Genomic DNA, 549 nt, shown 5'->3' with positions numbered 1-549 from the left:
TTACTTACAGCTCCCCGGAGCATATCGGAGTTAGTCCCGTCCTTCTTCGGCTCCTAGTGCCAAGGCATCCACCGTGCGCCCTTATTAACTTAACCTAAAATGGCGATTACTCGGTTATTACTTGGTTACTTTTATACGATATTATCCAGTTTTCAAAGAACAAGTTGGTGGAGCCTAGCGGGATCGAACCGCTGACCTCCTGCGTGCAAAGCAGGCGCTCTCCCAGCTGAGCTAAGGCCCCATATAATGAAGGTTATAAGAGTAAGGATGATGGGCCTGAATGGACTCGAACCATCGACCTCACGCTTATCAGGCGTGCGCTCTAACCAGCTGAGCTACAGGCCCTTACTCAATTTTTAGGAATGAAAAAAAGGATTAAACCTTCAAAACTGAACAAAATACGATGCCGTTAATTCGAGTTGAGAACGATGTTCTCTGTACGTACCTCGCGATGGCACAAGGCCTGTCGCTTTCCGTAGTTTCCTTAGAAAGGAGGTGATCCAGCCGCACCTTCCGATACGGCTACCTTGTTACGACTTCACCCCAATC

At 48.1% G+C, this 549-nt stretch carries 2 tRNA genes and 2 rRNA genes; all 4 read right to left on the bottom strand.

What is annotated here, in order from left to right:
* A 23S ribosomal RNA gene (locus F9802_RS19455) occupies positions 1 to 95 on the bottom strand; the annotation flags it as partial.
* 70 nt (positions 96 to 165) lie between these two features.
* A tRNA-Ala gene (locus tag F9802_RS19450) sits at positions 166 to 241 on the bottom strand.
* A 30-nt stretch (positions 242 to 271) separates the two neighbouring features.
* Positions 272 to 345: transfer RNA gene (locus F9802_RS19445), tRNA-Ile, on the bottom strand.
* Between the two features lie 143 nt (positions 346 to 488).
* Positions 489 to 549: ribosomal RNA gene (locus F9802_RS19440) — 16S ribosomal RNA — on the bottom strand; the annotation flags it as partial.

This window comes from Bacillus aerolatus, from assembly GCF_009183655.1.
Classification (GTDB): domain Bacteria; phylum Bacillota; class Bacilli; order Bacillales; family Domibacillaceae; genus Pseudobacillus; species Pseudobacillus aerolatus.
Note: the sequence above shows the minus strand (reverse complement) of the source record. Positions and strands in the feature narration are given on the sequence as shown.